At 71.5% G+C, this 21,385-nt stretch carries 21 protein-coding genes; 10 read left to right on the top strand and 11 right to left on the bottom strand.

Annotated features, from left to right (window positions below; genetic code table 11):
* The first annotated feature begins 138 nt into the window (after positions 1-138).
* Positions 139-918 (top strand): TerD family protein, encoded by a 780-nt coding sequence (locus tag ABT403_RS26870; RefSeq protein WP_344156791.1) that lies wholly within the window; start codon positions 139-141, stop codon positions 916-918.
* A 15-nt stretch (positions 919-933) separates the two neighbouring features.
* Here the strand turns inward: ABT403_RS26870 and ABT403_RS26865 are convergent, their stop codons facing one another.
* The 6 genes from ABT403_RS26865 to ABT403_RS26840 all read right to left on the bottom strand — a co-directional run bounded on the left by ABT403_RS26865 (position 934) and on the right by ABT403_RS26840 (position 5,503).
* The gene (locus tag ABT403_RS26865; protein ID WP_344155768.1) at positions 934-1,683 is read right to left on the bottom strand and encodes a TerD family protein; all 750 of its coding nucleotides are present in this window, start codon (positions 1,681-1,683) and stop codon (positions 934-936) included.
* A gap of 143 nt (positions 1,684-1,826) precedes the next feature.
* Entirely contained in the window at positions 1,827-2,963 is a 1,137-nt protein-coding gene (locus ABT403_RS26860) for a DUF475 domain-containing protein (RefSeq protein WP_344155771.1), read from the bottom strand.
* 25 nt (positions 2,964-2,988) lie between these two features.
* The gene (locus ABT403_RS26855) at positions 2,989-3,564 is read right to left on the bottom strand and encodes a TerD family protein (RefSeq protein WP_344155774.1); all 576 of its coding nucleotides are present in this window, start codon (positions 3,562-3,564) and stop codon (positions 2,989-2,991) included.
* A gap of 134 nt (positions 3,565-3,698) precedes the next feature.
* Complete coding sequence (locus ABT403_RS26850; RefSeq protein WP_042816748.1) at positions 3,699-4,274, bottom strand: TerD family protein; 576 nt, start codon at positions 4,272-4,274, stop codon at positions 3,699-3,701.
* Between the two features lie 122 nt (positions 4,275-4,396).
* Positions 4,397-4,855 (bottom strand): peroxiredoxin, encoded by a 459-nt coding sequence (locus ABT403_RS26845; RefSeq protein ID WP_344156794.1) that lies wholly within the window; start codon positions 4,853-4,855, stop codon positions 4,397-4,399.
* Between the two features lie 222 nt (positions 4,856-5,077).
* Entirely contained in the window at positions 5,078-5,503 is a 426-nt protein-coding gene (locus tag ABT403_RS26840; protein WP_344155780.1) for a DUF3052 domain-containing protein, read from the bottom strand.
* 457 nt (positions 5,504-5,960) lie between these two features.
* Between ABT403_RS26840 and aceE the strand changes: the two genes are divergently transcribed.
* Both aceE and ABT403_RS26830 read left to right on the top strand, forming a co-directional pair.
* Positions 5,961-8,708 (top strand): pyruvate dehydrogenase (acetyl-transferring), homodimeric type, encoded by a 2,748-nt coding sequence (aceE, locus tag ABT403_RS26835; RefSeq protein WP_344155782.1) that lies wholly within the window; start codon positions 5,961-5,963, stop codon positions 8,706-8,708.
* A gap of 102 nt (positions 8,709-8,810) precedes the next feature.
* Positions 8,811-9,617: an ion channel gene (locus tag ABT403_RS26830; RefSeq protein WP_344155785.1), complete on the top strand. Its 807-nt coding sequence runs from the start codon at positions 8,811-8,813 to the stop codon at positions 9,615-9,617.
* Here ABT403_RS26830 and ABT403_RS26825 read toward each other — a convergent pair.
* Together ABT403_RS26825 and ABT403_RS26820 are read right to left on the bottom strand one after the other, a co-directional pair.
* Positions 9,598-9,978, bottom strand: coding sequence for a peptidase inhibitor family I36 protein (locus ABT403_RS26825; protein WP_344155789.1), 381 nt, complete (start codon positions 9,976-9,978; stop codon positions 9,598-9,600). The genes ABT403_RS26830 and ABT403_RS26825 overlap by 20 nt on opposite strands.
* Before the next feature lie 199 nt (positions 9,979-10,177).
* Positions 10,178-11,755: an MFS transporter gene (locus ABT403_RS26820; RefSeq protein WP_425580159.1), complete on the bottom strand. Its 1,578-nt coding sequence runs from the start codon at positions 11,753-11,755 to the stop codon at positions 10,178-10,180.
* A 142-nt stretch (positions 11,756-11,897) separates the two neighbouring features.
* On the opposite strand from ABT403_RS26820, the gene ABT403_RS26815 reads away from it, so the two are divergent.
* The 3 genes from ABT403_RS26815 to ABT403_RS26805 all read left to right on the top strand — a co-directional run bounded on the left by ABT403_RS26815 (position 11,898) and on the right by ABT403_RS26805 (position 14,893).
* Entirely contained in the window at positions 11,898-12,551 is a 654-nt protein-coding gene (locus ABT403_RS26815) for a TetR family transcriptional regulator (RefSeq protein ID WP_344156797.1), read from the top strand.
* Between the two features lie 216 nt (positions 12,552-12,767).
* Positions 12,768-13,937 (top strand): alpha/beta hydrolase, encoded by a 1,170-nt coding sequence (locus tag ABT403_RS26810; RefSeq protein WP_344156800.1) that lies wholly within the window; start codon positions 12,768-12,770, stop codon positions 13,935-13,937.
* Positions 13,938-14,032: 95 nt separating this feature from the next.
* On the top strand, positions 14,033-14,893 hold the full coding sequence (locus ABT403_RS26805; RefSeq protein ID WP_344155795.1) for a DUF4429 domain-containing protein: 861 nt from the start codon (positions 14,033-14,035) through the stop codon (positions 14,891-14,893).
* Between the two features lie 195 nt (positions 14,894-15,088).
* Here ABT403_RS26805 and ABT403_RS26800 read toward each other — a convergent pair whose 3' ends face one another.
* Positions 15,089-16,108, bottom strand: a complete 1,020-nt coding sequence (locus ABT403_RS26800; RefSeq protein WP_344155798.1) for an aldo/keto reductase — start codon at positions 16,106-16,108, stop codon at positions 15,089-15,091.
* On the bottom strand, positions 16,105-16,488 hold the full coding sequence (locus ABT403_RS26795; protein ID WP_344155801.1) for a MerR family transcriptional regulator: 384 nt from the start codon (positions 16,486-16,488) through the stop codon (positions 16,105-16,107). The genes ABT403_RS26800 and ABT403_RS26795 overlap by 4 nt, the downstream gene beginning before the upstream one ends.
* Positions 16,489-16,567: 79 nt before the next feature.
* Between ABT403_RS26795 and ABT403_RS26790 the strand changes: the two genes are divergently transcribed.
* On the top strand, positions 16,568-17,386 hold the full coding sequence (locus ABT403_RS26790; protein WP_344156803.1) for a serine hydrolase domain-containing protein: 819 nt from the start codon (positions 16,568-16,570) through the stop codon (positions 17,384-17,386).
* Here ABT403_RS26790 and ABT403_RS26785 read toward each other — a convergent pair.
* Entirely contained in the window at positions 17,383-18,042 is a 660-nt protein-coding gene (locus ABT403_RS26785; RefSeq protein WP_344155804.1) for a pirin family protein, read from the bottom strand. The two genes, ABT403_RS26790 and ABT403_RS26785, sit on opposite strands and share 4 nt — an antisense overlap.
* Before the next feature lie 82 nt (positions 18,043-18,124).
* On the opposite strand from ABT403_RS26785, the gene ABT403_RS26780 reads away from it, so the two are divergent.
* From ABT403_RS26780 to ABT403_RS26770, 3 genes are all read left to right on the top strand, one after another.
* Positions 18,125-19,336 (top strand): PucR family transcriptional regulator, encoded by a 1,212-nt coding sequence (locus tag ABT403_RS26780; RefSeq protein ID WP_042819076.1) that lies wholly within the window; start codon positions 18,125-18,127, stop codon positions 19,334-19,336.
* Between the two features lie 89 nt (positions 19,337-19,425).
* Positions 19,426-20,340, top strand: coding sequence for an ACP S-malonyltransferase (locus ABT403_RS26775; RefSeq protein WP_344155809.1), 915 nt, complete (start codon positions 19,426-19,428; stop codon positions 20,338-20,340).
* A gap of 19 nt (positions 20,341-20,359) precedes the next feature.
* On the top strand, positions 20,360-21,364 hold the full coding sequence (locus ABT403_RS26770) for a ketoacyl-ACP synthase III (protein ID WP_344155812.1): 1,005 nt from the start codon (positions 20,360-20,362) through the stop codon (positions 21,362-21,364).
* Positions 21,365-21,385: the final 21 nt, after the last annotated feature.

Here is a 21,385-nt window from a genome sequence, read left to right as displayed (position 1 = left end):
CGAACGTGAGTCAAGAGTTCCTCAAGCACATGAAGTTCCGGTAACCCTCTCGCACAATGCCCAGCCGACCGGTCGGGGACAAGGCCCTACGGGGGGCCGCATTGTTCCCGCACCGCCCGGGAGGGCAGGATGACCGGCATGACGCACGCGATGCAGAAGGGCTCGAACATCCCGGTGGCCGCCACGGCGGTCCGGGCGGTGCTGCGCTGGACCACCGGGCCCGAGGTGCCGGACGTGGACGCCTCCGCGCTGCTCGTGGGGGCGGACGGGCGCGTGCGCTCGGACGAGGACTTCGTGTTCTACAACCAGCCCCGCCACCCCTCCGGGTCCGTCTGGCGCCTGGGCAAGAAGCAGGCCGGCGACGAGGTCACCGACGCCGTCCAGGCGGACCTGCGGGCCGTGCCCGCGGTCGTGGACCGGATCCTGGTGGTGGCCTCCGCCGAGGACGTTCCCTTCCGCCGGGTCCACGACCTGCGGATCCAGCTGTACGACGCCTCCCCCGGTGCGGGGGGAGAGCCGCTGGCCCACTTCGACGTGCGTCCGGAGACGGGCGCCGAGACGGCGCTGATGTGCGGCGAGCTGTACCGCCGGGGCGAGGGGTGGAAGTTCCGCGCCCTGGGCGAGGGCTACTCCGACGGCCTGGTGGGTCTGGCGACGGACCACGGGATCTCGGTCGACGAGAACGCCGCGGCCGGGGCCGGTGAGGCCGCCGCCGCGCCGTCCGCCGCGCCCGGTGACGACCGGACCGCCGCCATGCGCCCGCCGGTCCCGGCCCCGGCCCCCGTCACGCAGGCCCCGCCCCCCGTGCAGCCCGCGTACGGCTACCCCCAGCAGGTCTCCCCCGTACCCGTGCCCGCGCCGGGCGGGGACCCGTCGTTCCGGCTGCCGGTGCAGGGCCCGCAGTTCATCCGCCGCTGACGGCCCGGGCGGGGCTCAGGCCTTGGTCTTGTAGCCCCGCCCCCACTGGAGCCCCCAGCCGTACAGCCGGTCGAGCTCGGCCTGGAACCCGTACACGAACTTCACCTCGCGGCGGACGACCAGTTCCCCCTTGACGTTCTGCAGGGAGACCACGGCGCAGGAGCGGGCCTGCGGGTGGCGCTCCTCCAGCGGGATCTCGATCCTCGGGCCGGCGGTCGGGAAGAGGGTCACCAGGGCGTGCGTACGGTCGAAGGCCGGGGTCTGGTCGTAGATGTAGACGAAGACCAGCAGCCGCTTGATCTCGTCGGCGTGGTCGAGGTTGACGTAGAGGGTCTCCCCGGACGGGGAGCCGAACCGGTCGTCCCCGCTGAGCTTCACGTACGGCGGGTCGTTGAGGTCGCCGAGCAGGTTGCCCAGCGGCTGGACGGCGCCGCGCGTGCCGTCCGTCAGCTCGTACAGACAGCCCATGTCGAGGTCGACGTTGACCATGCCCTGGGTGTGGGCCTGCACCATGTCGGGCTTGAACAGCTTGAACGGGTGGCGGAAGAGCTGCCCGCTCTGGCCGGAGCGGCCGCCGATGTCCGAGGTGCGCATCCGCCAGGAGAGGTTCACCCGGAGGTTGCCGTGGACGGCCTGCTGTTTGGTGAGCGAGACCGTCGGCTGCCTCTTGGTCAGCTCGATGGCGTTCGACGAGGCGTTGCCCGAGTCGAACCGCATCGCGCGGGCGCCCCTGATCCCGTCGAAGAACCCGTCGAAGAACCCCATGTGCCCCAACCCCCCTGGTCGGTCCGTGCGCGGACGAGCCGCGGATATGCCGCGGGGCGGCCACACGGTCCCGTGGGATCCGCGCGGCCGCCCCGCCGAAGAAGAGACGGCTCCTCAAGGAGCGTTCCGCAATCAGGGCCGGGTCACACCCCGGCGCCGACCTCCGCGGGCTCCCCGTCGCCGCCCTCGGCCTCCAGCCGCTTGTTGCGGCGGACGGAGGACCAGAAGGACCAGGCGATCAGGACGACGCCGACGAGGCCGGTGATGACCTCGTTGATCTCGTACTGGATGGTGACGAGCAGGATCACGGCGAGGGCGCCGATGGCGTAGTGCGCGCCGTGCTCCAGGTAGACGTAGTCGTCGAGGGTGCCCTGGCGGACCAGGTAGACCGTCAGCGACCGGACGTACATGGCACCGATGCCGAGGCCCAGGGCCATGAGCACGATGTCGTTGGTGATGGCGAAGGCGCCGATGACCCCGTCGAAGGAGAAGGACGCGTCGAGGACCTCGAGGTAGAGGAACATGAAGAACGCGGCCTTGCCGGCCATCGCGACGGCCGAGACGGGCTTGCCGCTCTTCTTGGCGGCTTCCTCCGCCTCGTGCTCGGCCTCCTCCTCTTCCTCCAGCTTGTTCTCGAAGTAGCCGGAGAGACCGCCGACGATCATGTAGGTGATCAGGCCGAGGATGCCGGAGACCAGGACGGTCTGCGCCTTGTCCACGTGGGCGCCGCCGTGCTGGTGGGCCTGGGTGGCGAAGGTCATCGAGGTGATGACCAGGACGATCAGCGCGATGCACGCGGACAGCATGTCGATCTTGCCGAGCTTGGCGAGCGGGCGCTCCAGCCAGGCGAGCCACTTGATGTCGCGGTCCTCGAAGATGAAGTCGAGGAAGATCATCAGCAGGAACATGCCACCGAAGGCGGCGATGGACGGGTGGGCGTCCGTGACCAGCTGCTTGTACATCTCCTTGTCGGTCATCGCGAGATCGACCGCGTCGATCGGCCCGATCTTGGCGCTGATCGCCACGATGACGACGGGGAAGACCAGGCGCATGCCGAACACGGCGATGAGCACGCCGACCGTGAGGAAGATCTTCTGCCAGAAGGCATTCATCTTCTTCAGGATTCCGGCGTTGACCACCGCGTTGTCGAAGGACAGCGAGATTTCGAGGATCGACAGGATCGCCACGATCCCAAAAGCGGTCCACCCCCCGTAGAACACCGCTGCGACCAGACCGAGCGCAGTGACTGCGAACGACCAGCCGAAGGTTTTGAGAACCACTGGCACCCCATCGTCTTGTACGGCTTTACGAAACGTTGACCCCGAAGTCTAGAGCGATGCCCCGCAGGCCCGACGCGTACCCCTGGCCCACCGCACGGAACTTCCATTCGCCCCCGTACCGGTAGACCTCGCCGAAGATCATCGCCGTCTCGCTGGAGGCGTCCTCGGTCAGGTCGTAGCGGGCCAGTTCCTGGTCGTCCGCCATGTTCACCACACGGATGAAGGCATTGCTGACCTGGCCGAAGCTCTGCCGGCGGCTGTCCGCCTCGTGGATGGAGACCGGGAAGACGATCTTGTCGACCTGGGCCGGGACCTTGGTGAGGTCGATGATGATCGACTCGTCGTCGCCCTCACCCTCGCCGGTGAGGTTGTCGCCGGTGTGTTCGACGGAGCCCTCGGGGCTCTTCAGGTTGTTGTAGAAGACGAAGTACTGGTCGCCGAGCACCCGGCCGTCGCGGCACAGCAGCGCGCTGGCGTCGAGGTCGAAGTCGGCCCCCGTGGTCGAGCGCGCGTCCCATCCGAGCCCGATCAGAACCCGGGTGAGGTTCGGTGCCTGCTTGGAGAGGGAGACGTTGCCCCCCTTGGCGAGTGTGACGCCCATGATGTGGTCCTCCCCGAACGACGTGGTGCGTGGTGATGGTGGCCGGGCCACCCGCCTCCATGGTGGCAAAGCCGATCCGGCGCCGTACACAGAGGTGCACGGCGCCGGACGGACGAACTCGCTTCGGCTCAGGCTCAGACGTTGACGCCGAAGTCCTGCGCGATGCCGCGCAGACCCGAGGCGTAGCCCTGGCCGATGGCGCGGAACTTCCACTCCGCGCCGTTGCGGTAGAGCTCACCGAAGACCATGGCGGTCTCGGTGGAGGCGTCCTCGGAGAGGTCGTAGCGGGCGAGCTCGCTGTTGTCGGCCTGGTTCACCACGCGGATGTAGGCGTTGCGGACCTGGCCGAAGCTCTGCTGGCGGCTCTCGGCCTCGTAGATGGAGACCGGGAAGACGATCTTCGCCACGTCCGCCGGGACGCCGGCGAGGTTGACCTTGATCGCCTCGTCGTCGCCCTCGCCCTCACCGGTCAGGTTGTCACCGGTGTGCTCGACCGAGCCGTCCGGGCTCTTCAGGTTGTTGAAGAACACGAAGTTCGAGTCGGTGGCGACCTTGCCCTGGTCGTTGGTCAGGATCGCGCTGGCGTCGAGGTCGAAGTCCACACCGGTGGTGGTGCGGGCGTCCCAGCCCAGACCGACGATGACCGCCGTCAGGTTGGGCGCGGCCTTGGTCAGCGAGACGTTGCCGCCCTTGCTGAGGCTGACTCCCACGAGTCCTCCATGTATGTGTGTGGGGCGGTGCCCCGCGTGCGTTGCTACCGGATCAACGGTTGGATCCTAGTGACGGGTTCCCGCCCGCAGGCGGTTTTCGTTCGATACCCGTCGGCAAGTCCTCAGAGGCTGTCGAGGGCCTTGATGTACTCGTTCAGGTCACGCGCGTCGGGCAGGCCGTTGACGACGGTCCAGCGGACGACGCCGTCCTTGTCGATGACGAAGGTGCCGCGGACCGCGCAGCCCTTCTCCTCGTCGAAGACGCCGTAGGCGCGCGAGGTCTCACCGTGCGGCCAGAAGTCGGACAGCAGCGGGTACTCCAGGCCCTCCTGCTCGGCGAAGACGCGCAGGGTCGGCACGGAGTCGTTGGAGACGGCCAGCAGCTGGACGTCGTCGTTCTGGAAGCGGGGCAGCTGGTCGCGCAGCTCGCACAGCTCGCCGGTGCACACGCCGGTGAAGGCGAACGGGTAGAAGAGCAGCACGACGGCCTTCTCCCCCCGGAAGTCGGAGAGCCGCACGGTGGCGCCGTGGTTGTCCTTGAGCTCGAAGTCCGGGGCCTTCTGTCCGACCTCGATCGCCATCTCTCGCATCCCTTCGTTCCTGCCGTCCCGCACGGGGCCGTTCGGGTGAGACCCACCCTAAGGGTGGCCGCCCCGGATCGGGCCGCCGGCGGGGCCGTGGCGCGCGCGGCGGGTGCCGGAAGGGACCGGAGGAGCTCCGGAGGGCCCGGAACGCGCACACCCCGCCGCTCCGGAAGGATCCGGGTCGGCGGGGTGTGCGTCCGCTCGGCTGCGGGGCGCGCCTTACTTCTTGGACTTGGCGGCCTTCGGCGTCACCAGCTTGGTGGAGGTCCACTCCTTGCCGACGGGCAGGCCCTTGGCCAGCGAGAGGCCGGCGGTCTCCGCGGCCTCGCTGATGTCGCTGGCCTCGACGTAGCCGTCGCGGCCCGTCTTGGGGGTCAGCAGCAGGATCAGTGCGCCGTCCTCGACCAGCTCGGTCGCGTCGACCAGGGCGTCCGTCAGATCGCCGTCCTCGTCGCGGAACCACAGCAGCACGGCGTCGGCGACGTCGTCGTAGTCCTCGTCGGCGAGCTCACTGACGAGTGCCTCGACGGTTTCCCGGAAATCCTGATCGACGTCCTCGTCGTAGCCGATCTCCTGGACCACCTGTTCGGACTGGAAACCCAGCCGGGCGGCCAGGTTCTCCGCGTGGTCCGCGGTCGCGCTCACGGGGTGCCTCCTGCTCATGTTCGGTGAATGTCTTTCGGCGGCGCGCGTACGCGCAGCATTGGGCGTAGTCCACACGGGCGCGGCGGATCGCGCAAGTACCCGGCCGCCGAGACCGTCGAAACGGTGACGATTGCGGCCGTCTCGCCGCAACTTTGCCGTACGTTTCAGGCTTCCCGAGGGGAGCCCCGGTGATTCATCCCACACCATTCCGGGCCATTCGGCATCGCATGAGGACTTTCTTACCTGTTTGAGGGACGAACGGCCTTCCGAACCCGGTGATCGCCCTGGGCGTAAGGTTGCGATTTGGCCCCGCCGCGTCCTGGACCGGCACGGCCCGCCAGGCGCTCCTTCCCCGCTCCAGGTGTTACCCAGTGGTAGAGGTGAAGATTCCGGCCGGGCGTAAGACCATGGGAGGCGGCGACCCAAGGCACGACTCCCCTGACAGCGAAGGAACAGCGTGGCTTCCGCATCCGATCGCAATCCGATCATCATTGGCGGCCTGCCGAGCCAGGTCCCGGACTTCGACCCGGAGGAGACCAGGGAGTGGCTCGACTCCCTGGACGCGGCCGTCGACGAGCGGGGCCGCGAGCGCGCCCGCTACCTGATGCTGCGACTGATCGAGCGGGCCCGCGAGAGGCGCGTGGCCGTCCCCGAGATGCGCTCCACGGACTACGTCAACACGATCGCCACGAAGGACGAGCCCTTCTTCCCGGGCAACGAGGAGATCGAGCGCAAGGTCCTCAACGCCACCCGCTGGAACGCGGCCGTCATGGTCTCGCGCGCCCAGCGCCCCGGGATCGGCGTGGGCGGCCACATCGCCACCTTCGCCTCCTCCGCCTCCCTCTACGACGTGGGCTTCAACCACTTCTTCCGGGGCAAGGACGAGGGCGACGGCGGCGACCAGATCTTCTTCCAGGGCCACGCCTCCCCCGGCATCTACGCCCGCGCCTACCTGCTGGACCGCCTCACCGAGCAGCAGCTCGACGCGTTCCGCCAGGAGAAGTCGAAGGCCCCGTACGGCCTGTCGAGCTACCCGCACCCGCGGCTGATGCCCGACTTCTGGGAGTTCCCGACCGTCTCGATGGGCCTCGGCCCGCTCGGCGCGATCTACCAGGCCCGGATGAACCGGTACATGGAGGCGCGCGGCATCGCCGACACCTCCAAGTCCCACGTCTGGGCCTATCTCGGCGACGGCGAGATGGACGAGCCGGAGTCGCTCGGCCAGCTCTCCCTGGCCGCCCGCGAGGGCCTGGACAACCTGACCTTCGTCGTCAACTGCAACCTCCAGCGCCTCGACGGCCCCGTGCGCGGCAACGGCAAGATCATCCAGGAGCTGGAGTCGATCTTCCGCGGCGCCGGCTGGAACGTCATCAAGCTGATCTGGGACCGTTCCTGGGACCCGCTGCTGGCCCAGGACCGCGACGGCATCCTGGTCAACAAAATGAACTCCACCCCCGACGGACAGTTCCAGACGTACGCCACCGAGTCGGGCGCGTACATCCGCGAGCACTTCTTCGGCGGCGACCAGCGGCTGCGCGCGATGGTCGAGAACATGACCGACCGGCAGATCCAGCACCTGGGCCGCGGCGGCCACGACCACAAGAAGGTCTACGCGGCGTACGCGGCGGCCAAGGCCCACAAGGGCCAGCCGACGGTGATCCTGGCGCAGACGGTCAAGGGCTGGACCCTCGGCCCGAACTTCGAGGGCCGCAACGCCACGCACCAGATGAAGAAGCTGACGGTCGACGACCTCAAGCGCTTCCGCGACCGCCTGCACATCCCGATCACCGACGCCCAGCTGGAGAACGGCGCCCCGCCGTACTACCACCCGGGCCGCAACTCGCCCGAGATCCAGTACATGCACGACCAGCGCAGCGCCCACGGCGGGTACGTGCCCACCCGCGTGGTGCGCGCCAAGCCCCTGGCCCTGCCGGACGACAAGGCGTACGCGGCCGCCAAGAAGGGCTCGGGCCAGCAGTCGATCGCCACGACGATGGCGTTCGTCCGCATCCTGAAGGACCTGATGCGGGACAAGGAGATCGGCAAGCGCTTCGTGCTGATCGCGCCCGACGAGTACCGCACCTTCGGTATGGACGCCTTCTTCCCGAGCGCCAAGATCTACAACCCGCTGGGCCAGCAGTACGAGGCGGTCGACCGCGACCTGCTCCTGGCGTACAAGGAGTCCCCGACCGGCCAGATGCTGCACGACGGCATCTCGGAGGCCGGCTGCACGGCCTCGCTGATCGCCGCGGGTTCGGCGTACGCGACGCACGGCGAGCCGCTGATCCCGGTCTACGTCTTCTACTCGATGTTCGGTTTCCAGCGCACGGGTGACCAGTTCTGGCAGATGGCCGACCAGCTGGCGCGCGGTTTCGTCCTGGGCGCGACCGCCGGCCGGACCACCCTGACGGGTGAGGGCCTCCAGCACGCCGACGGTCACTCCCAGCTGCTGGCGTCGACCAACCCGGGCTGCGTGGCGTACGACCCGGCCTACGGCTACGAGATCGCGCACATCGTCAAGGACGGCCTGCGGCGGATGTACGGCCCGACCGAGACGAACGAGCCCGGCGAGGACGTCTTCTACTACCTGACGGTCTACAACGAGCCGATCCAGCACCCGGCCGAGCCGGCGGACGTCGACGTGGACGGCATCCTCAAGGGCATCCACCGCGTCTCGCAGGGCACCTCGGGCGCCATCGGGGCCCAGCTCATGGCCTCGGGCGTGGCGGTGCCGTGGGCGCTGGAGGCGCAGCGGATCCTGGCGGAGGAGTGGAACGTACGGGCGGACGTCTGGTCGGCGACCTCCTGGAACGAGCTGCGCCGCGAGGCCGTCGAGGTGGAGGAGCACAACCTGCTCCACCCGGAGGAGGAGCAGCGCGTCCCGTACGTGACCCGGAAGCTGTCGGGCGCGGAGGGGCCGTTCGTGGCGGTCTCGGACTGGATGCGCGCGGTGCCGGACCAGATCGCGCGCTGGGTGCCGGGTACGTACACCTCGCTGGGCGCGGACGGGTTCGGCTTCGCCGACACGCGCGGTGCGGCGCGGCGCTTCTTCCACATCGACGCCCAGTCGATCGTCCTGGCGACGCTCACCGAGCTGGCCCGGGAGGGGAAGATCGACCGGTCGGCGCTGAAGCAGGCCATCGACCGGTACCGGCTGCTGGACGTCTCGGCCGCCGACCCGGGCGCTGCGGGCGGCGACGCGTAGCGGTAGCCGCGGCCGCGGGCACCGCCGGAGGAATCACTCTTCCGTGGGGGCGTTGGGACACCTGTCCCAGCGCCCCCTTCCCGTTTCCCTACGATGATCCTCATGAAGGAAACCTCCCGCCAGGCGCGGTGGGAGCGCCGTACTCAGGTCCCCCTGCTGGTGCTCGCCGTGGCCTTCGCCGTCGCCTACGCCGTGCCGATCGTCGCGCCGGACGCGGGCGAGGGGGTGCACCGTGCGTGTACCCACGCCGAGTGGGGGGTGTGGGCGGCGTTCGCGGTCGACTACGTGGTGCGGCTGGGGCTGTCGCGGGACCGGAAGGTCTTCGTGCGGACGCACTGGCTGGACCTGGCGGCGGTGGTGCTGCCGCTGGTGCAGCCGCTGCGGCTGCTGCGGCTGGTGGCCACGCTGATGCTGGTGGGGCGGCGGGCGCGGATGGCCCCGCAGATCCGGCTGACCACGTACGTGGCGGGCGCCGTGGTGGGGCTGCTGATGTTCGGCTCGCTCGCGGTGCTGAGCGTGGAGCGGGACGCGCCCAACGGGAACATCAAGAACCTGGGCGACGCGGTGTGGTGGTCCTTCACCACCATGACGACCGTCGGGTACGGGGACCACTCCCCCACCACCGGGCTGGGCCGGGTCCTGGCGGTGGGGCTGATGCTGTCGGGGATCGCCCTGCTCGGTGTGGTGACCGCCAACATCGCGGCCTGGTTCATCGCCCGGTTCGAGCGCGACGACCAGGTGGAGCGGCTCCAGCTGGCGGCCGTCCGGGAGCTCCAGGAGGAGGTGCGGGCGCTGCGGGCCGAGGTCGCGCGGCTGGGCGGCGGCCCCCGGTGCGCGATGCCCGCCCAGGCCTCACCGGGCCCCGGCGAGGCCGCCGGCCAGGCGGGGCCTAGCGCTCCCACACCTTGAACGCCCTGACCTGGTAGGGGGACTGGGGCAGCCAGACCCCGTCGCCCGGGTAGGTCTGGAACTCGCCCGTCTCGGCGCACTCGGCCGACTGGTAGGTGGTCACCGGGCGCCCGGTGCGGTTGACGAGAGACTGGAAACCGGCCTTGGGCGGCAGGGTGGTGCAGCTGTTGATGTCGAGGGTGCTGAGGTCGTAGGTCTGCCTGGTGCCCTTGAAGTCCGGTTTCGCCCACAGGCACAGCTCTCCCGTGGCACAGGGCGGGGAGGCGGCGTGGGCGCCGGTGGCGGTGGACGGGATGAGGGCGCAGGCGGCCAGGAGGGCGGCGGCGAGGGTGGTGACGCGCTGGGTGCTCCACGTACGCATGACGGGGTCAACTCCTTGTGGACTTCCGGGCCCCGGACGGTTTCCGAGGGCTCCGTGGCACCACGCTGACCTGCGGCGACGTACGAGCGGAAGGGGCTGCGGACGGGTCCACCCTGATAGGCGACAGCCCCGCCGCGGGGCTGCGGCGGGGCTGTGGCGGGCGCGGGGTTGACGGGGCCGTAACGGGCGGCGGCCGGTCTCAGATGTGGGCCGCGCCCCCGGCGCCGGCGTTCGCGCCGCGCTTGGTGAAGCAGGCGACGACGGCGGCGAGGACCGCGACGACGGCGGCGCAGGTGAAGGCCGTGCTCATACCGGACACGAAGGTCTCGTGCGCCACGGTGGAGATGGTCCGGGCGACCGGCTCGGGCACCCCGGGCGGGACGGGGGCGATGCCTACCTGGACGCCCTTCTCGGCGAGTGCCAGCTGCTCGGGGGTGAGCGGGGGCAGGGCGGCCCGCTGCCAGTTGTCCCCGAAGGTGTCACTGACCTCGGCGGCCATGACCGCTCCGAGGACGGCGGTGCCGAGGCTGCCGCCGACCTGCATGGCGGCCTGCTGGAGGCCGCCGGCCACGCCGGAGAGCTCCAGCGGGGCGTTGCCGACGATGACCTCGGTGGCGCCGACCATGACGGGCGCGAGGCCCAGGCCCAGGAGGGCGAACCAGAGGGACATGGTGAGGGTGCCGGTGCCCGGGGTGAGCCGGGACATCCCGAAGCAGGCGACGGCGGTGGCCACCATGCCGGCGACGAGCGGGACGCGCGGGCCTGCCTTGGTGATGGCGGCGCCGGCCAGCGGCGAGCCGATGATCATCATGCCGGTGAGCGGCAGCAGGTGCAGTCCGCTGTCCACCGGGCTCATCCCGTGCACGTTCTGCAGGTAGAAGGTGACGAAGAACAGGCCGCCCATGAAGGCGAAGGCCATCAGCACCATGAGCAGGGTGCCCGCGGACAGCGCCGCCGAGCGGAACATGCCGAGCGGGATCAGCGGCTCGGCGACCCGGGTCTCCCAGAAGGCGAAGAGGCCGAAGCACACCAGGGAGGCGAGGAGGAAGAGCACGGTCTTCGTGTCGCCCCAGCCCCACTCGGCCGCCTTGATCAGCGCCCAGATCAGGGAGAACATCGCGGCCGACAGCAGCACGATGCCCGGCAGGTCGAAGGAGCGCGGGGCGTTCTCCGCGCGGTGGTCCAGCAGGATGAACAGGCCGAAGACCAGGGCGATGACGCCGACCGGCACGTTGATGAAGAAGACCGACTGCCAGTTGACGTGCTCCACGAGCAGGCCTCCGACGATGGGCCCGGCGGCGGTCGAGGCGCCGATGACCATGCCCCAGATGCCGATGGCCATGTTGAGCTTCTCGGCGGGGAAGGTGGCGCGCAGCAGGCCGAGGGCCGCGGGCATGAGCAGGGCGCCGAAGAGTCCCTGGGCGACGCGGAAGCCGATGACGAGCCCGACGCCGGTGGACAGGCCGATCACCGCCGAGGAGAGCCCGAAGCCGGCGATGCCTATGAGGAAGGTCTGGCGGTGCCCGAAGCGGTCGCCGAGCTTGCCGGCGGTGATCAGGGAGACGGCGAGGGCCAGCAGGTAGCCGTTGGTGATCCACTGCACCTCGGCCAGGCTGGCGCCGAGGTCCTTCTGGATCGCGGGGTTGGCGACGGCGACGATCGTGCCGTCGAGGGTGACCATCATGACGCCGATCGCCACGGCGAACAGCGTGAGCCACGGATGGCCGCGCAGGCCGGCGCGGACCGGTGACGGACTCGATTCCTTGGCGAGGGTGATCTGACCAGTCATGCCCGGCAGATTAGTGACAGCGACTGACACTTCACAAACGGCTTAACGCGACAGCGGCTGTCAGCTCGGTCACAGGTACCCTGACCGCTCACTCAGCGTCAGATTGAGCGGCAGAGAGGACCTCGCGGTGATGACCGACGAGCGGCCCGCCCCGGCGGCCGGACTGCGCGAGCGAAAGAAGCGGCGCACCCGGGACGCGCTGCTGCGCGCCGCGCTGCTCCTGTTCGTCGAGCAGGGCTACGAGCGGACGACCGTCGACGAGATCACCGAGACGGTCGAGGTCTCCCAGCGCACCTTCTTCCGTTACTTCGCGAACAAGGAGGAGGTCGCCTTCGCCGTCCAGGACCTGGTGGAGTCGCACTTCCTCGCGGCGCTGGCCGCGCGCCCGGCCGGGGAGCCGCCGCTGGAGGCCATGCGGGGCGCCGTGCTCGCCGCCTGGGACACCCTCGACGAGGCCCTTTCCGAGGTGGTCCCCGTCGACCTCTACATGCGGTCCTACCGGCTGATCGAGTCCACCCCGGCCCTGCTCGCCGTCCACCTGCGGCGCTCCACCGAGATGGAGGAGCGGATCGCGCGGCTGATCGCCGGCCGCGAGGGGCTCGACCTGGACGCCGACCCCCGGCCCCGCGTGGCCGTCGCCGCCTTCTGCGGGGTGATGCGGGTCACCGGGCGGCTGTGGGGGCAGGGCGAGGACGTCAGCGTGACCGCGATCCGCCGGATGACCGAGGCCTACCTCGACCAGATCGGCCCCGCCCTGGCCACGGACTGGCGCAGTCCGGAGTAAGCGACGACGAGTTCCGGCCACCCCCGATGTGAGCCCAACCACCCTCGTGGCGACGGAGCGTGACCGTGCGGGTCGAGGGGTACCACGGTCGGCCGTGAGTCCCGTCACCCCTGACACCACTGACTCCAGAGGTCTCCTAGTCTGGCTCCAGTGAACCTGCCCGGCCCCCTCGCCCACCCCGCCGCCGACGCGCCCGCGCGCCCGGCCGTCCTGCGCATGCTGCTCGCGCTCGGCGTCGTCTTCCTGATGCTGGCGACGACCGGCTGGACCGCCGTGCACCGCCCGGAGACGGTGGTTCCGGCTCGGGCCGCCGCGCTCGCCGCGTGGGCCACGGCACGGATGGACGGCCGGCCGGTACCGGCCGCCGACGCCCCCGTACGGACGGTCGCCCGCTTCTTCGCCGGCCTCGACGCCGCCCAGCGGGCCCACCTCGCCGACGGCTACCCGCTCGTGGTCGGCAACCTCGACGGGGTCCCCTCCGCGACCCGCTACCGGGCCAACCACAACGCGCTCGCCCAGACCGCGCGGATGGAGGAGGCCCGGGGCAGGGACGTCGCGCTCACCCCGGCCGACCGCGCCGGCGCCATACGCCGCGCGCACCGCTTCGAGTCGCTCGCCGAGCCCGGCCGGCAGATCCTCCTCTTCGACCCCACCGGCGACGGCCTGGTCGCCGAGGTCTTCGGCGACCTCGACACGGCCCGCCGGGTCTCGGTGATCATCCCCGGCGTGGACACCGACGCCCTCACCTTCGAGCGCAGCCAGCGCCGGCTGACCGCGCCCGCCGGCATGGCCGAGTCCCTGTACCGGGCCGAGCGCGCGGCCGCGCCCGACTCCCGTACCGCCGTCATCGCCTGGGCCGGCTACGTCGCCCCCGCGGGGGTCGGGGTGGACGCCGCCACCGGCCGCCTCGCCGTCCAGGGCGCCGTACGGCTCCAGTCCCTGGCGGCGGCCCTGCCCGGGAACGCGAGCGTGGCCCTGTTCTGCCACAGCTACGGCTCGGTGGTCTGCGGGGTGGCCGCGCACGGGCTGCCGCAGCGGGTGACCGACGTCGTGGTGGCGGGCAGCCCCGGGATGCGCGTGGGCAGCGCCGGAGAGCTGCGCACCTCCGCGCGGGTGTGGGCCACGCGCGCCGAGGGCGACTGGATCGCCGACGTGCCGCACGTGGAGGTCGGCGGGGTCGGCCACGGCGCGGACCCGGTGTCGCCCGGGTTCGGCGCCCGGCTGTTCTCCTCCGCAGGGGCCCACAGCCACACCGGCTATTTCGAGCCAGGCACCGCCTCGCTGGAGAACTTCGCCAAGATCGGAACCGGCGGTTTCGGTTCCGTCGCGTGCGCGAACGGCAGCGACGACTGCCGGGCCGGAATTTCCGGCACGGACGGTGACTGACGGGGGCTGATCCACCGCAGACCCGTAGCAAGTCGAAAAATCGGGCCCGATGACGAGGGGGACGCGCGGGGGCGCGTCCCTTTACCATGTGCCGCATGGGTGACGTACTGGCCGGAAATCATGCCGTCTGGGAGTTCGACGCCGACTCGGACTCGATGCTCATCCGCTTCGCACGGGGGATACGGACGCCGAGGCTCTGGCACGCGCTGGGCGAGCGCCGGATCCCCCTCGAAGCGTTGTCCGGGGTGACGGTGGGCACCGCCGCGGCCGGAGTCGGGCGGCGGGAGACCGTGGTGCTGCGCGCCACGCCGCGGCCCGGGGCCGATCCGCTGATGGAGGCTGCCGCCGGGCAGCTGAAGGAGGCCTGCGATCCGTACCGCCTGGTGCTGCCCGGGGACCGGGCGGATCAGGCGGAGGCCTTCGCGGAGGCGCTGCGCGAGCGGCTGGGGCCGGGCGGGTCCGCTCCGGCGGAACGGTTCCTCGTGGCGGTCCCGCGGCCGCCGCTCCAGCTGAAGGCGTACGACGCGCGGGTGGGCTTCGACGGCTCGGCCGTGACGTTCCACTGGTCGCGGACGGGCGCCAGCAGCGCGAAGTGGCGGGCCGGGGACCAGAGCTTCGCGCTGGGGGCGCTGACGGGGGTGGAGTGGGTCTCCCCGGACCGGCCGGGCGGCGGGCACCTGCGGCTGGTGCGGCGGGACGCCGCCGAGGCCGTCACGGCCCCCGACCACGACCTCGCGGCGGCGGTGTTCGGCGTGGGCTACGGGGCGGTGCACGAGTCACTGCCGTTCGCGGCGGCGGTGCTGGCCGCGCTGCGGGAGCGGGCGCCGGTGGGGGCCGTCCCACGGGCACGGGTGTCCGGGGAGCGGCTCCAGCACCTCAGCGAGCTGCACAGCACGGGGCTGCTGACGGACGCGGAGTACGAAACCCTCCGGGCCCGCTTCACCGCCGGGGCGTAGCCCGACCGGGGCCGCAGGTCCCGCCGGAGCCCGGGACCCGGTCCGTGCGCTCAATCGCCGCGCGGGCTGGATTTCGCGCAGCGACATCCCAGCCCCGCCGGCGTTTGAGGCGCGGGGGCCGGGGGCGGAGCCCCCGGGGAACGGGCGAAGGGCGGGTAGGGGACCTCCGCCCCGCGCAGCGGCCCCCCGCCGGGGTCAGGCCTCGCGCGCCGCCGACGTGGACGTCATGTCCGGGTAGCGGGCGCCCGCGACCTGGGAGGCGATCGGCTCCAGCAGGGCCAGCTCCGCCTCCGTGAGGGTGATCCGGCTCGCCGCCGTGTTCTCCGCGAGCCGCCCCGGCCGCCGCGTCCCCGGAATCGGCACCACCGTCAGCCCGTGCACCGCCGCCCGCTGGTGCACCCACGCCAGCGCCACCTGCGCCGCGCTCACCCCGTGCGCGGCGGCGATCTCCCGAACCGGCGCCAGCAGGGCCGCGTTGGCCTTGGCGTTCTCCCCCGTGAAGCGGGGCTGGGCGCGCCGGAAGTCACCGGCCGGCAGCTCGGAGTCCGCGTCCGCGAAGGACCCCGTCAGGAACCCGCGCCCCAGCGGCGAGTACGGCACGAAGGCCACGCCGAGCTCCGCCGCCGCGCCCACCGCGCTGCGCTCCACGTCCCGGCTGAACAGCGACCACTCCGACTGCAGCGCCGCGATCGGGTGCACCGCGTGCGCCTCGCGCAGCTCGGCGCCGGTGACCTCGCTGAGCCCCAGGTGGCGCACCTTCCCCTCCCGCACCAGCTCGGCCATCGCGCCCACCGACTCGGCCAGCGGCACGGCCGGGTCGCGCCGGTGCATGTAGTAGAGGTCGATGACGTCCACGCCGAGCCGCCGCAGGCTTCCTTCGACGGCCTGCCGGACGTACGCGGGGTCGTTGCGGATCCCCCGGTACGCCGGGTCGTCGCTGCGCTCGATGGCGAACTTCGTGGCGAGGGTGATCTCGTCCCGGTGGGCGGCCACGAACGGTGCCAGGAACTCCTCGTTCGCCCCGCGCCCGTAGACGTCGGCCGTGTCGAAGAGGGTGACGCCGGCGGCCAGCGCCGCGTCCAGGGTCGCGCGGGCCGCCGTCTCGTCGGTGTCCCCGTAGAACTCGCTCATGCCCATGCAGCCGAGGCCCTGGATCCCGACGACCGGGCCGCCCTTGCCCAGCTCGGCGCGTGCGATGGTGGTCTGCTCCGTCATGACTGTGCCTTCCCCGTTCCCGCGTACATCGCGATCTTGCAGTCCAGGACGTCGAGCGCGTCCGTCAGCTCGGCGACCCGCGCCAGTACCTCCCGGCGCGTCCGCTCCAGCAGCGCGCGGCGCTCGTCGACCGTGTGGTCACCCTCGCGGACCAGTTCGGCGTAGCGGACCATGTCCGCCACCGACATGCCGGTGGCGCGCAGCTTGCCCACGAAGGCGAGCCAGCCGAGGTCCTTGTCGCTGAACCGCCGCTGTCCCGAATGGGAGCGGTCCACGTGCGGCATCAGGCCGATCCGCTCGTACCAGCGCAGCGTGTGCTGGGTCAGACCGGTCCGGGCCTCGACCTCGCTGATCGTGTACCGCGTCTCCGTCAGGTTCATGCCCTCAACGCTAGAACCCTGGAGTGCACTCCAAGCAAGTAGGCTCGGGGCCATGGAGAGCATGGAGGGCGTCAACAGCCTGGAGAGCCTGCGGGCCGTGGAGAACTGGCCGGTGCCCACCGCCGCGGCGGCCGTCGTGCGCGCCGACGGGAGCCTGGCCGGCTCCCACGGGCCGGTGGACCACCGTTTCCCGCTGGCCTCGGTCACCAAGCCGCTCGCGGCGTACGCGGTCCTCGTCGCGTACGAGGAGGGGGCCGTCGAGCTCGACGAACCGGCCGGCCCCGAGGGCTCGACGGTCCGTCACCTCCTCGCGCACACCAGCGGGCTGGCCTTCGACGAGCACCGCGCGACGGCCCCGCCCGGGCAGCGCCGGCTGTACTCGAACGCCGGCTTCGAGGTGCTCGGCGACCACCTGGCGAAGGCCACCGGGATCCCCTTCGCGGACTACCTGCGCGAGGCCGTCTTCGAGCCGCTGGGCATGAATTCCTCCAGCCTGGAGGGCTCCCCGGCCAAGGACGGCGTGTCCACCGTCTCCGACCTGGTGCGTTTCGCCGCCGAACTCCAGGCGCCCCGGCTGCTGGACGTCCGCACGGTCGCCGAGGCCACCGCGGTGGTCCACCCCGGGCTCAAGGGCGTCCTGCCGGGCTACGGGCACCAGTCCCCCAACGACTGGGGGCTCGGCCTGGAGATCCGCGACGGCAAGTCCCCGCACTGGACGGGGCTCAGCTCCTCCCCGCGCACCTTCGGGCACTTCGGCCAGTCCGGCACCTTCCTGTGGGTGGACCCCGACGTCCGCGCCGCCTGCGTGGCGCTGACGGACCGCGCCTTCGGCCCCTGGGCCGTGGAGGCCTGGACCCCCTTCACCGACGCGGTCCTCGCCGAACTGCGCTCCGCCTAGGCCGGCAGTTCCCAGATCAGCAGTTCGCCCGGGGAACCGGCCGTGATCTCCAGGCCCTTCTCGCCGGTGATCCGGGCCGAGTCCCCGGGCCCCAGCTCGGCCCCGTCGAGCCGCAGGTCCCCGTGGACCACGTGCAGGTAGACCCGTTCCGCGTCCGGTACGGGGACCCGCTCGCCCGCGCCCGGGCGCCGGACGTGCAGGACCGCGCCCGCCGCCGGGACCTCGTACGGGGTGCCGTCCGCGAGGTCCCGTACGACCTCGTACGAGGGCTCCCCGCCCGCGGCCAGCGGCGCGAGCCACATCTGCACGAACCGCAGGGGCCGCCCGGCGTCGTTGCGCTCCACGTGCCGGGCCCCGGAGCCGGAGCCCAGCCGCTGGACGTCCCCGGGGCGGACGGCGGCGGTGTGCCCGGTGGTGCTGTCGCGGTGGGTGAGCTCGCCCTCCACCACCCAGGTCACGATCTCGGTGTGGCTGTGCGGGTGCTCGTCGAAGCCGGAGCCGGGGGCGAGGAGCTCCTCGTTGCAGGCGAGCACCGGGCCGAAGCGGATGTTGTCCGGGTCGTAGAAGGACCCGAAGGAGAAGGCGTGCCGGGTGGTGATCCCGGCGTCCGGATCCCCTCCCGCGTACCGGTCGGCCGCGCGGCGTACATCGATCATGGGAGCCACCGTAGCCGCCCCCCGGTGGGCCGGGCCCGGGACCCGAGTCCGCGCCGGGCCGTCGATAAGGCAGTCTTGTCCCGTGCCCCAACCCGAACGTGAGCATTCCCCCGAGACCCGTCCCGCGCATCCGGCCCATCCACACGCCGCGACGCTGCGCCGGCTGGAGAAGTCCTCCGGCCGGCTCGCCGCCAACGCCATCGCGCGCATGGACGAGGCCCTGCCGTGGTACCGGGCGATGCCTCCGGAGAACCGGTCGTGGATCGGTCTGGTCGCCCAGGCCGGCATCGCCGCGTTCACGGAGTGGTTCCGGCACCCGGAGACCCCGCAGGCGATCTCCACCGACGTCTTCGGCACGGCCCCCCGGGAGCTGACCCGGGCGATCACCCTGCGCCAGACGGTGGAGATGGTCCGGACGACGATCGAGGTCATGGAGGCCGCGATCGACGAGGTGGCGGCCCCCGGCGACGAGTCGATCCTGCGCGAGGCGCTGCTGGTGTACGCCCGGGAGATCGCCTTCGCGACGGCCCAGGTGTACGCGCAGGCCGCCGAGGCGCGCGGCGCGTGGGACGCCCGGCTGGAGTCCCTCGTCGTCAACGCCGTCCTGTCGGGCGAGGCGGACGAGGGCGCCCTGTCGCGGGCCGCCGCCCTCGGCTGGAACTCCCCGGAGCACGTGTGCGTGGTCCTGGGCACCGCCCCGGAGGGGGACAGCGAGCTGACGGTCGAGGCGATCCGCCGCGCGGCCCGTCACCACAAGCTCCAGGTACTCACCGGGGTGCTGGGCGACCGGCTGGTGGTGATCGCGGGCGGCAGCGACAACCCGCTCCAGGTGGCGAAGTCGCTGATCGGCCCGTTCGCGGCCGGTCCGGTGGTGGCGGGGCCGGTGGTCCCGGACCTGCTGAACGCGACGAAGTCGGCGCAGGCGGCGGCCGCCGGGCTGAAGGCCTGCACGGCCTGGCAGGACGCGCCCCGCCCGGTTCTGGCGGACGATCTCCTGCCCGAGCGCGCGATCGCCTCGGATCCCTCGGCCAGGGAGCAGCTGGTGGAGGAGATCTACAGACCGCTGGAGGAGGCGGGCTCGGCGCTGCTGGAGACGCTGAGCGTCTACCTGGAGCAGGCGAGCAGCCTGGAGGGGGCGGCGCGGATGCTGTTCGTGCACCCCAACACGGTGCGCTACCGGCTCCGACGTGTGACCGACGTCACCGGTTGGTCACCCTCCGATGTCCGTTCGGCGTTCACGCTGCGGATCGCCCTGATCCTCGGGCGTCTGGCCGACGGAGATCAGCAGCCCTAGACTTTTGTCGGACATCAACAATTACCCCGACGGTTCTTCGTCCCTGTCCCCACGGGCGGCGGAGACCACCCACAAGAGAGAGTGTGAGGGTGCTCGTACTCGTCGCTCCCGGCCAAGGCGCTCAGACGCCCGGCTTCCTGACTCCCTGGCTCGAACTCCCCGGCGCCGCCGAGCGCGTCGCGGGGTGGTCCGACGCCATCGGGCTCGACCTCGTCCACTACGGCACCAAGGCCGACGAGGACGAGATCCGCGACACGGCGGTGGCCCAGCCCCTGCTGGTCGCGGCCGGCCTGCTGTCCGCCTCCGCACTGAACACCTCGGCCTTCGGCGCCGTCGCCGGCCACAGCGTCGGTGAGATCACCGCCGCCGCCTACGCCGGCGTGCTGGGCGAGGGCGAGGCGCTGTCGTTCGTCCGCACCCGCGGGCTGGCCATGGCCGAGGCCGCCGCCGTCACGAAGACGGGCATGGCCGCGGTCCTGGGCGGTGACCAGGACGTGGTCGTCGCGCACCTGGAGAAGCTGGGGCTCACCCCGGCCAACATCAACGGTGCGGGCCAGATCGTGGCCGCCGGCACGGCGGAGCAGATCGAGGCCCTGGTCGCCGACAAGCCCGAGGGCTCGATGAAGGTCGTGGCCCTCAAGGTCGCGGGCGCCTTCCACACGCACCACATGGCGCCCGCCGTCGCCACGCTGGCGGAGGCCGCCCAGGCCCTCGCCCCGGCCGACCCGGCGCTGAAGTACGTGTCCAACAAGGACGGACTCGTGGTCGAGTCGGGCGCCGACGTCGTCGCCCGCCTGGTCGGCCAGGTGGCGAACCCGGTGCGCTGGGACCTGTGCATGGAGACCTTCTCCAAGCTGGGCGTCACCGGGATCGTCGAGCTGAGCCCCGGCGGCACCCTGACGGGTCTGGCCAAGCGCGCGCTCAAGGGCGTGCCGAACGTGGCGCTGAAGACGCCGGACGACCTCGACAAGGCCGCGAAGCTCATCGCCGAGCTGACGGCCTGAGAGTAGGAGCCCACACAGCATGTCCAAGATCAAGCCGGCCAAGGGCTCCCCGTACGCCCGCATCCTCGGCGTCGGCGGCTACCGCCCGACCCGTGTGGTGCCCAACGAGGTCATCCTCGAGAAGATCGACTCCTCGGACGAGTGGATCCGCTCCCGCTCCGGCATCGCGACCCGGCACTGGGCCTCGCCCCAGGAGACCGTCGCCGCGATGTCGGTGGAGGCCTCCGGCAAGGCGCTCGCCGACGCCGGGATCTCCCCCGAGCAGATCGGCGCCGTGATCGTCTCGACGGTCTCGCACTTCAAGCAGACCCCGGCCGTCGCGACCGAGATCGCGCACCGGATCGGCGCGGTCAAGCCCGCCGCCTTCGACATCTCCGCGGGCTGTGCCGGCTTCGGCTACGGCCTGACCCTGGCCAAGGGCATGGTGGTGGAAGGTTCCGCCGAGTACGTCCTGGTCATCGGGGTCGAGCGGCTGTCGGACCTGACGGACCTGGAGGACCGGGCGACGGCCTTCCTGTTCGGCGACGGCGCCGGCGCCGTGGTCGTCGGCCCCTCGGACGAGCCGGCCATCGGCCCCACGGTGTGGGGTTCGGAGGGCGACAAGTCCGAGACCATCAAGCAGACCGTGCCGTGGGACGAGTTCCGCAGCACGGACGCCGCACAGAAGTTCCCGGCCATCACCCAGGAGGGTCAGGCGGTCTTCCGCTGGGCCGTCTTCGAGATGGCCAAGGTCGCCCAGCAGGCGCTCGACGCCGCCGGGATCACCCCGGATGACCTGGACGTCTTCATCCCGCACCAGGCCAACATGCGGATCATCGACTCGATGGTGAAGACTCTCAAGCTGCCGGAGCACGTCACGGTCGCCCGTGACGTGGAAACCACCGGCAACACGTCGGCCGCCTCGATCCCGCTCGCCATGGAGCGGCTCCTGGCGACCGGAGCGGCGAAGAGCGGCGACACCGCCCTCGTCATCGGCTTCGGGGCGGGGCTCGTCTACGCCGCGACGGTCGTTACCCTCCCCTAGGGCCCGGGATCAGTTCCGGAC

The sequence above is a fragment of the Streptomyces sp. NPDC000075 genome (assembly GCF_040301925.1).
GTDB classification, from domain to species: Bacteria; Actinomycetota; Actinomycetes; order Streptomycetales; family Streptomycetaceae; genus Streptomyces; species Streptomyces polychromogenes.
Note: the sequence above shows the minus strand (reverse complement) of the source record. Positions and strands in the feature narration are given on the sequence as shown.